This is a genomic window from Hydrogenophaga sp. GW456-12-10-14-TSB4 (assembly GCF_059424305.1).
Genome location: NZ_JBWKZH010000115.1, coordinates 1 through 8,708, shown reverse-complemented (window position 1 = coordinate 8,708; position 8,708 = coordinate 1). Strand labels below are relative to the sequence as shown.

At 68.7% G+C, this 8,708-nt stretch carries 10 protein-coding genes; 1 reads left to right on the top strand and 9 read right to left on the bottom strand.

Features of this window, described 5'->3' with window-relative positions; all coding sequences use genetic code 11:
* Nucleotides 1–1,520 (top strand): FMN-binding glutamate synthase family protein (locus AC07ZS_RS29015; protein WP_494801903.1); only part of this gene is annotated, 1,520 nt, incomplete at its 5' end.
* 13 nt (nt 1,521–1,533) lie between these two features.
* On the opposite strand, the gene AC07ZS_RS29010 is transcribed toward AC07ZS_RS29015, so the two are convergent.
* The 9 genes from AC07ZS_RS29010 to lptB form a co-directional block, all read right to left on the bottom strand.
* On the bottom strand, nt 1,534–2,004 hold the full coding sequence (locus AC07ZS_RS29010) for a hypothetical protein (RefSeq protein ID WP_494801902.1): 471 nt from the start codon (nt 2,002–2,004) through the stop codon (nt 1,534–1,536).
* Nucleotides 2,005–2,075: 71 nt separating this feature from the next.
* Entirely contained in the window at nt 2,076–2,432 is a 357-nt protein-coding gene (locus AC07ZS_RS29005) for a GFA family protein (RefSeq protein WP_494801901.1), read from the bottom strand.
* A 29-nt stretch (nt 2,433–2,461) separates the two neighbouring features.
* Nucleotides 2,462–2,926 (bottom strand): anthrone oxygenase family protein, encoded by a 465-nt coding sequence (locus AC07ZS_RS29000; RefSeq protein WP_494801900.1) that lies wholly within the window; start codon nt 2,924–2,926, stop codon nt 2,462–2,464.
* Nucleotides 2,923–3,312, bottom strand: coding sequence for a DUF488 domain-containing protein (locus AC07ZS_RS28995; protein ID WP_494801899.1), 390 nt, complete (start codon nt 3,310–3,312; stop codon nt 2,923–2,925). The genes AC07ZS_RS29000 and AC07ZS_RS28995 overlap by 4 nt, the downstream gene beginning before the upstream one ends.
* Nucleotides 3,313–3,332: 20 nt before the next feature.
* Complete coding sequence (locus AC07ZS_RS28990) at nt 3,333–4,457, bottom strand: toxin-antitoxin system YwqK family antitoxin (protein WP_494801898.1); 1,125 nt, start codon at nt 4,455–4,457, stop codon at nt 3,333–3,335.
* Nucleotides 4,447–4,875: a putative toxin-antitoxin system toxin component, PIN family gene (locus AC07ZS_RS28985; protein WP_494801897.1), complete on the bottom strand. Its 429-nt coding sequence runs from the start codon at nt 4,873–4,875 to the stop codon at nt 4,447–4,449. Before AC07ZS_RS28985 ends, AC07ZS_RS28990 begins: the two co-directional genes overlap by 11 nt.
* A gap of 2 nt (nt 4,876–4,877) precedes the next feature.
* Entirely contained in the window at nt 4,878–6,206 is a 1,329-nt protein-coding gene (locus AC07ZS_RS28980) for a THUMP domain-containing class I SAM-dependent RNA methyltransferase (protein ID WP_494801896.1), read from the bottom strand.
* 85 nt (nt 6,207–6,291) lie between these two features.
* The gene (gene rpoN / locus AC07ZS_RS28975; protein WP_494801895.1) at nt 6,292–7,920 is read right to left on the bottom strand and encodes an RNA polymerase factor sigma-54; all 1,629 of its coding nucleotides are present in this window, start codon (nt 7,918–7,920) and stop codon (nt 6,292–6,294) included.
* A 4-nt stretch (nt 7,921–7,924) separates the two neighbouring features.
* A complete protein-coding gene (gene lptB, locus AC07ZS_RS28970) occupies nt 7,925–8,641 on the bottom strand; it encodes an LPS export ABC transporter ATP-binding protein (RefSeq protein WP_494801904.1) in 717 nt (238 codons plus the stop codon).
* Nucleotides 8,642–8,708 lie beyond the last annotated feature (67 nt).

Sequence of the window (8,708 nt, the reverse complement as noted above, 5' to 3'; positions counted from 1 at the left end):
GGGTGGGCGGGTTCACTTTCCTGCTGTTCGGGGCCCTGTCGGCCGTGGGCCTGTGGGACCTTCGGCAGACCAAGAGCTCGGTGCTGCGCAACTACCCGGTCATCGGGCACCTGCGCTTCATGCTGGAGAAGATCCGGCCCGAGATCCGCCAGTATTTCCTGGAAAACGACACGGACGCCACGCCGTTCTCGCGCAGCCAGCGCAGCCTGGCCTACGCGCGCGCCAAGGGCGAGACCGACAAGCGCCCTTTCGGCTCGCAGCTGGACATGAACGCCGACGGCCACGAGTGGCTCAACCACTCGCTGCAGCCCAGCACCCTGGCCACGCACGACTTCCGCGTGCTGATCGGCGGCGAGGCCTGCACCCAGCCCTACGACGCCAGCGTCTTCAACATCTCGGCCATGAGCTTCGGCGCGCTCTCGGCCAATGCGATCCAGGCGCTCAACGCGGGAGCGAAACAGGGCGGCTTCGCGCACGACACGGGCGAGGGGTCCATCTCGGCCTGGCACCGCCTCAACGGCGGCGACCTGATCTGGGAAATCGGCTCGGGCTACTTCGGCTGCCGCGACGAAACCGGCCGCTTCAGCCCCGAGCGCTTCCAGGCCAATGCGATCGACCCACAGGTGAAGATGATCGAGATCAAGCTCAGCCAGGGCGCCAAGCCGGGCCACGGCGGCGTGCTGCCCGGCCCCAAGGTCACGCCCGAGATCGCCGCCGCGCGCGGCGTGCCGGTGGGCATCGACTGCGTCTCGCCCTCGTCGCACAGCGCGTTCACGACCCCGATCGAGATGATGCATTTCATCACCCGGCTGCGCGAACTCTCCGGCGGCAAACCGGTGGGCTTCAAGCTGTGCATCGGCCACCCCTGGGAGTGGTTCGCCATCGTCAAGGCCATGCTGCAGACCGGCGTGCGCCCGGACTTCATCGTGGTGGACGGGGCCGAGGGTGGCACCGGCGCGGCGCCGCTGGAGTTCACCGACCACGTGGGCGCGCCGCTGCAGGAAGGTCTGCGCCTGGTGCACAACACCCTGGTGGGCGTGAACCTGCGCGAGCACATCAAGATCGGCTGCGCGGGCAAGGTGGTGAGCGCCTTCGACATCGTGCGCGCCATGGCCATTGGCGCGGACTGGTGCAACAGCGCGCGCGGCTTCATGTTCGCGCTGGGCTGCATCCAGGCGCAGAGCTGCCACACCGGCCACTGCCCCACCGGCGTGACCACGCAGGACCCGGTGCGCCAGCAGGCGCTGGTGGTGCCCGACAAGGCCCAGCGCGTGTTCCATTTCCACCAGAGCACGCTGATGGCGCTGCAGGAACTGGTGCAGGCCGCCGGGCTGCAGCACCCGCGCCAGATCACCTCGCACCACCTGGTGCGCCGCGTGAGCGAGAACGAGGTGCGCCTGCTGGCCAACCTGCTGCCCTCCACCCCACCGGGCGCGCTGCTGACCGACCTCGCGGCGCAGCACGCGGTGTTCACGACCTACTGGGAGCGGGCGAGCGCGGAGCGGTTCAGCCTGGTCTGATCCAAGCGGAGGGCTACTTGCTGGCGGTTGCCGTCGGCGTGTCGGTGCCCGTCATGGGCATGCCATCCTTCTCAGCCGCACGGTCGAACATCAGGGTTCTGCCGAACACCAGCTGGACCCACTGAGGGTAGGTGTACGCGGTTCCTTTGTTGTGATCGATGATGGCGCCGATGCCACCGCCGAGAATGATGTTGCCGAACATGCCGCCATTGGCACGTGAAACGGCTTTGGCCACCGCCTCCGGGTTCGACGGATCCTTGCACACGATATCCAGGTCTTTGCTGGAGCGACGCACCTGCACGGTGTCACCGGATTTCATCTGGACGACGCCGTAGTCATTGGTGAGCTTGCAATCCGCTCCGGCCACCACCTGCCCTTCAGCAGTCTTCGTCTCCACCTTCATCGGATGGGTCACGTCGTTGATCACCGAGGCGCAGCCGGTGAGTGAAAGCGCGCCGAACAAAAACAGGCAAAAACGGATCATGAGAAACCTCCCAGGTTGTTGAAAGCCCGGGAGTTTATCAATACTTTTTACTTACTACTCCCCGCCGTATTTCACACATCCCGCCCATTGAACTCGTGCACCGGCACCGTGCTCAGGTCCAGCCCCTCGATGCAGCGCAGGTTCACCGCCGCGATGGCCTTGCCCTTGGGGTCCACGCCTTCCGCGTAGGGATGCATGCCGCAGGTGGGGCAGAAGCGGTGTTTGATGACGTGCTTGTTGAACAGGTAGGTGCTGGCCGCGTCCTCGGGAGTGGTCAGCGTGAACTGGTCGCGGGGCACGAACCAGAGCAAGGACCCTTTGCGCGAACAGATCGAACAGTTGCACGACAGGGCGCTGCCGATCTCGCCCTCCACCTCGAACGCGACCTTGCCGCAATGGCAACTGCCGGAATAGCGTGTGCTGGCCATGGGAACCTCTCTCTCAGAAGGGTAGGGATTCAGTTGCTCCAAACGAGGACGCCGCACGCCGCTGCCGCCAGCGCCGCCCCGGTGCGCACGTGGTTCCAGCGCGTCCATTCGCGCACGTAGACCGGCCAGTACGCCGCGGCTTCGTCAGATGCCGCGTCCAGGCGCGCGAGCCGGTTGTTGCGCGGCACGTTGAAAGCCATGGTGACCCCGAAGGTGCCGACCGCATAGAGCAACCCCGCCGCCAGCAGGGCGGCGGACGCGGACATCCATGCCACCACCACGCAGGCGATGGACAGCAGCAGCGTGCCCATGAACGCGCCCATGAACCAGGGGTTGATCACCACGATGTTGATGCGCTGCATGGCCGCCACGCCCTGCGCGGCGGGCAGTTGCGCCAGGGCCTTCATCACGAACGTGGAGAAGCCGAAGAACACGCCGCCCACCGTGGCCGCACCGAGTGCGGTGAGCAGGGCCAGCAGGTCCGTGCCGCTCACGGTTCGACCTTCGCGCCTTTTTCCTGCAGGAGCTCGCGCAGCACCGAGCGGTGGCAGTGCGATTCGTCCTCGCAGTAGCAGCCGACGGAAAAGTCCGATCGGTGCGAGAGCGCGGCGAGCAGCTCCAGGTTGCGCGCGTTCTCGGGCGTGGCCATCTCGGCCCGGTATTTCCGTGTGAAAGCAGTCCACTGCGCGGGCGTCTCGGCGGACTGGCCGAGCTTCATGGTCTCCACGCTGGGCGCGAGGTTGGGGTACCACACGTCGTACCAGTTGCCCGAAGAAAACTCGGTCTTGGGCACGCCGCGCGGTGGCCGCCGCACCGTGCCGATGCGAGTGCCCTCGCCCGCCGCCCTGTCACTGCCCAGTCGAACCACCCGAATGGCCATGGCCGTCTCCTTGTGAAACTTCAGATGCGCGAGCCGTCTTCCAGGAAGCGCTCCTCGCGCTCCAGCCTGCCTTGCTCGTTGTACCGCTTGCGGCGCTGCAGCAGCCCGCGCTCACCGTGCTCGTCCTCGCGCACGAGCACGCCGTCTTCGTTGAAGTACTTCTGCCAGCCCCAGAGGCGGCCATTGCGCTCGGCGTTGACGGCCGCGGGCTTGCCGTTGTCCCAGAAGCTCTCGATGATGCGCTCCTGCTCGCGGCCCTCACGGCGGATCTGCTGGCGCATCTTCGGCTGGCCATTCAGGTACCACTGCTGGATGCGCTGCTCATAGCCCTGAGCCCAGGTGGTTTCCTGCGTGAGCTGGCCGCTTTCGGCCCATTCGCGCGCCGTGCCCTCGCGCCCGCCCGGGGCGTTGGGATCGCGTTCGATGAAGTCGGTTTCGGAGCGCGGCTGGCCTGAAACGTAGAACACGCGCTTGATGCGCCGGCCGTCCTTGAGCTCCTCGTTGCGCACCAGCCGGCCCTCGCGATCGAGCACGCTCAGGCGCTGCATCTGGCCCCGGAGGTAGCTCACGGTGCCCGAAGGTTTGCCGGGTTCGCGGTACAGCGTGACTTCGCTCGCCCGTCCGCTGTGGCCGCAGACCTCGCGGTCCTGCGGCAGCACGCTGGCGGGCGCGCAGCGCAGTTCCTTCAGCGTGCCGTCGGCCAGGTAGGCGATGGTGAGCACTGTGCGGCGCTCGTCGGAGAAGTGCAGTTCCTGCAGGTAACCGGCTTCGGCAAAGTTTTTCTGCACACCGACATTGCTGCCGTTATCGAGGTTCTCTTCCTTGCGCAGCGTGCCCTTGCCGTCGAAGGTGCGGGCCAGACCGTGGCGGTTGCCGCGCTCATTGACGCTGTACTCGCGCCGCTCGCCGTCGGCCAGCACCATCACGACCGGGCCGACGAAGCGGCCCTCGCGCAGGGTCTGCTCGCGCCGGCGCACCTGGCCGTCCTCGTCCACGCAGCGCATCACGCCGCTCTTGCCGGCCGTGGTGTGGCCGTTGTTGGGGTTCACGCTCTCGCCGTTGAGCTCGCAGCGCTGCACGGCCCAGGCCGGGGCGCCGATCATCAGCGCGGCCACCAGTCCCCACAGCCGGCGTTCAAACAGCATGGGCGGGGTGCCTCCACTCGCGGCAGATCGTCACGCCGATGCGCTCCATGCGCCGGGCCATGCAGAGCACGGCGTCGTCCTTGCTGACCAGCGTGGCGCGGTGGGCGGCGGCGAGGTCGATGAACTTCTGGTCGTCCGCGTCCTTGCAGGTGAAGGCGGCCTTCGGTGCCTCGGGCACGAGGCGGGTGCAACGGTCGAAAGCATCGAGCACGTCCTGCGCGGGCCTCGCCTGTGCCGCGAGGCGGCGCGCGATCTGCGGGTAGGCCAGCACGCGCACCAGCTCTTCACGCATGGCGGCGGTGGCCACCCAGTTGCCGGCCGACCGCTCCAAAGCGTCGCGCAAGGGCGCAGTGGCCGGGTCCTGGAAGACGAACAGGTCGAGCGCGATGTTGGTGTCGAGCACGAGCGCGGTCGCCATGTTCATGCCTCGGCAGGGGGGCGCGGCTTGCGCGGAGTGAGGTCGAAGCGGAACAGCCGGCACTCGATCGGGCCGTTCCACAGGGGCACGCGGCGCGATTCCTTGAAGCGCATCTTGCCGGGCAGCTTGAGGTCGGGCGTGAGCAGCCAGGCGCTCCAGCCGGCGTAGTGGGTTTTCCAGTGCGCGGCTAGCTGGTTGAAGAAGTCGCTGCCGTCGCCACCGTCGGCCATCTGCGCGCTCTCGCGGCCCTGGCCGGCGGCGGGCGGCGGCGGGGCACCCACGGTGAAGGTGCGCGGCGCGCGCGGGGCCATGCGCTGGGCGCGGGCGCTCGCGTTCTCACCGGCCACGCCGGCGGCGGCGATGCGCTCGCCGTAGGGCGGGTTGAGCAGCAGCACGCCGGGGCGGCTGGTGGGCGGGGTGCGCTGCAGCGCGTCGCCGCCGCGCAGCTCCACGGCATGGGCCACGCCGGCGCGCTCGGCGTTGCGCTGCGCGAAATCGACCATGCGGAACGACACGTCGCTGCCGAAGACGACGGGCGCATGGCCCGCCGGCCACTCGCGCTGCTGCTTCACCGCGTCGGCCTTGATGGCCTGCCACACGTGCGGCTGGAACGGCAGCAGTTTCTCGAACGCGAAGCGGCGCAGCTGGCCGGGCGCGATGTTGAGCGCGATCTGCGCGGCCTCGATCACCACCGTGCCGCTGCCGCAGCAGGGGTCGTACAGCGGCGCGATGGCGTCCAGCGGTGTCTCGATGCCGGCCTCCCAGCCGGTGGCCGCGATCATCGCCGCGGCCAGGGTTTCCTTCAGCGGCGCATCGCCCTTGTCCTCGCGCCAGCCGCGCTTGAACAGCGGCTCGCCCGAGGTGTCGATGTACAGGCTCACGGTGTCGGTGGTCAGGTGCACGTAGATGCGCACGTCGGGCCAGGTGGTGTTCACGCTCGGCCGTTCGCCGCGCTTGGCGCGGAAGCGGTCGCAGATCGCGTCCTTCACCTTGAGCGCGGCGAAGTTCAGCGAGGTCAGCGGGCTGTGCTGGGCGGTGATCTCGACCTTGATGGTCTCGGCGGGCGTGAACCAGATTTCCCAGGCCACCTCGCTGGCGGCGTTGTACAGGTCCTGCTCGCTGCGGTAACCGCCGTGCCACAGCTGCACGAGCACGCGCTGCGTGAGGCGGCTGTGCAGGTTCAGGCGCATGGCATCGCGCCACGACGCGTTGAGCGCGACACCGCCGCGCGCCTTGTAGGGCGAGGCTTCGCCGGTGATGCGCTGCACCTCGGCGGCGAGCATGTCCTCCACGCCGGCGGCGCAGGGCAGAAAAACTTGAAGTTGGTTCATAGGAAGACGTTTCGCCGCCGGGCCGCCCCAAGGCGAAACAGCCCCCTTGGGGGGCAGCGACCCGCGCAGCGGTGGAGCGTGGGGGTCATAGCGCTTTGCGCAGGTTCGCGGGCGCGATGCGCAGCGCCTCGCGGTATTTGGCCACGGTGCGGCGCGCACACTCGATGCCCTGCTCGCGCAGCAGGTCGGAGAGCTGGTTGTCCGACAGCGGCTTGGCCGGCTCCTCGGAGGCGATGAACTGCTTGAGCAGCGCGCGCACCGCCGTGCTGGAAGCGTTGCCGCCCGTCTCGGTGCCCAGCGAGGAGCCGAAGAAGTACTTGAGCTCGTAGGTGCCGAAGGGCGTGGCCATGTACTTGGCGGTGGTCACGCGGCTGATGGTGGATTCGTGCAGGCCGAGTTCGTCGGCGATCTCGCGCAGCACCAGCGGGCGCATGGCGAGTTCGCCGTGCATGAAGAAGTTGCGCTGGCGCTCGACGATGGCGCTGGAGACGCGCAGGATGGTGTCGAAGCGCTGCTGGATGTTCTTGATGAACCAGCGTGCTTCCTGCAGGCGTTGCTGCATGGCGGCGTGGCCGGCCTCGCCGCCGCTGTCGCGCCCGCCGCGGTTCTGCCGCATGGCGTTGGCGTAGACATCGTGCACGCGCAGGCGCGGCATCACGTCGGGGTTGAGGATGACCTTGAAGCCCCGGCCGGCGCGCGTGACGATGACGTCGGGCACGACCACGTTGCGCTCCACGTCGACGAAGCGGCGGCCCGGCTTGGGCTCCAGGCGGGCGATCAGGCCGAGCGCGGCGCGCACGGTCTCGTCGTCGAGGCCGCAGAGGTTGCACAGGCGCTTCACGTCGCGCTTGGCCATGAGCTCCAGCGGCTGGTTGCAGATGGCGAGCGCGGCGCGCGCTTCGGCGGTGTTGCGCAGCTCCAGGATCTGCAGCCGCAGGCATTCGCCCAGGTCGCGCGCGCCCACGCCCGAGGGCTCCATGTGTTGCAGCAGCTGCAGCGCCACCGCCAGGCGCTGCTCCAGCGCTTCGCGCGCTTCCAGCGCCTCGTTCGGGTCGCCCGCCAGCTGCGGCATGCCCGAGAGGTGCAGCCAGGCATCGGCCAGGTCGCTGAGGTTTTCTTCCAGGTAGCCGTCGTCGTTGAGCGACTCGATCAGGAAGTACAGCGCGGCGCGGTCTTCGTCGGACAGCCGCAGGCAGCGCGCCTGGTCGTGCAGGTGGTCCTGCAGGCTGACGGGCGCGCGCGCCAGGTCGGCGGCGCTGGCGGTCTCGTCGCTGTCGCCCGAACCGCTGTTGCGCGCGGGCGCATCGCCACCCCACTCGCTGTCGTCGGGCGACATCTCCACCGTGCCGTCGCCTTCCCAGCTTTCCTCCACCGGGGTGGCGCCGTCGAGCTTGCCTTCCAGCCCGTCGCCGTCACCGCTGTCGGTGCTGGCGCTGGTGGATTCCGGGGACGAGGACAGCGGAGCGGGTGCGTCGGGCACAGCCGCCTCGGCGATCTGCTCGCCCGCGCTCACCGGCACGTCGGTCTGTTCCAGCCCGAAGGTCTCGCGCTCGGCGATCTCCTCGGAGCGCTCGAGAAACGGGTTTTCGTCGAGCATCTGCTCGACCTCCTGCGCCATCTCCAGCGTGGAGAGCTGCAACAGGCGGATCGACTGCTGCAGCTGGGGCGTGAGCGCCAGATGCTGCGAGACGCGAAGGGAAAGGCCTTGCTTCACGGCCTCACATCCGGAAGTGCTCGCCGAGGTAGACCCGGCGGACGTCGGCGTTTTCCACGATCTCGGCGGGGGTGCCGCTGGTGAGCACGTGGCCGTCGTTGATGATGTAGGCGCGGTCGCAGATGCCCAGCGTCTCGCGCACGTTGTGGTCGGTGATCAGCACGCCGATGCCGCGCGACTTGAGGAAGCCGATGATGCGCTGGATCTCGATCACGGCGATCGGGTCGATGCCGGCGAAGGGCTCGTCGAGCAGGATGAAGCGCGGCTCGGTGGCCAGGGCGCGCGCGATCTCGACGCGGCGGCGCTCACCGCCGGAGAGCGCGGGCGCGGGCGAATCGCGCAGGTGATCCACGTGCAGGTCCTGCAGGAGCGCGTCGAGCCGGCTCTCGATGGTGGCGCGGTCCAGCGGCTTGCCCTGTTCGTCCACCTGCAGTTCCAGCACGGCGCGCACGTTGTCGGCCACGCTGAGCTTGCGGAAGATCGAGGCCTCCTGCGGCAGGTAGCCCAGGCCCAGGCGCGCGCGGCGGTGGATGGGCAGGCTCTCGATCGCCTGGTTGTCCAGCAGGATCTGGCCGGCATCGGAGCGCAGCAGACCGACCAGCATGTAGAACGACGTGGTCTTGCCCGCCCCGTTGGGCCCGAGCAGGCCGACCACCTCGCCCTTGAAGACCGCGAGCGACACGTCCTTGACCACCTTGCGGCTGCCGTAGGACTTCTGCAGGCCGCGCGCTTCGAGGCGACTGACCGCCGGTGCGGGGCGGCCCTTGGGGGTGGCCGCCGGGCTGGGG

Coding starts and splice junctions, on each gene's coding strand:
- AC07ZS_RS28990 (WP_494801898.1), bottom strand. CDS start 4,457: ATGCTGTTTGAACGCCGGCTGTGGGGACTGGTGGCCGCGCTGATGATC.
- AC07ZS_RS28985 (WP_494801897.1), bottom strand. CDS start 4,875: ATGGCGACCGCGCTCGTGCTCGACACCAACATCGCGCTCGACCTGTTC.
- AC07ZS_RS28980 (WP_494801896.1), bottom strand. CDS start 6,206: ATGAACCAACTTCAAGTTTTTCTGCCCTGCGCCGCCGGCGTGGAGGAC.
- AC07ZS_RS29005 (WP_494801901.1), bottom strand. CDS start 2,432: ATGGCCAGCACACGCTATTCCGGCAGTTGCCATTGCGGCAAGGTCGCG.
- AC07ZS_RS28995 (WP_494801899.1), bottom strand. CDS start 3,312: ATGGCCATTCGGGTGGTTCGACTGGGCAGTGACAGGGCGGCGGGCGAG.
- AC07ZS_RS29010 (WP_494801902.1), bottom strand. CDS start 2,004: ATGATCCGTTTTTGCCTGTTTTTGTTCGGCGCGCTTTCACTCACCGGC.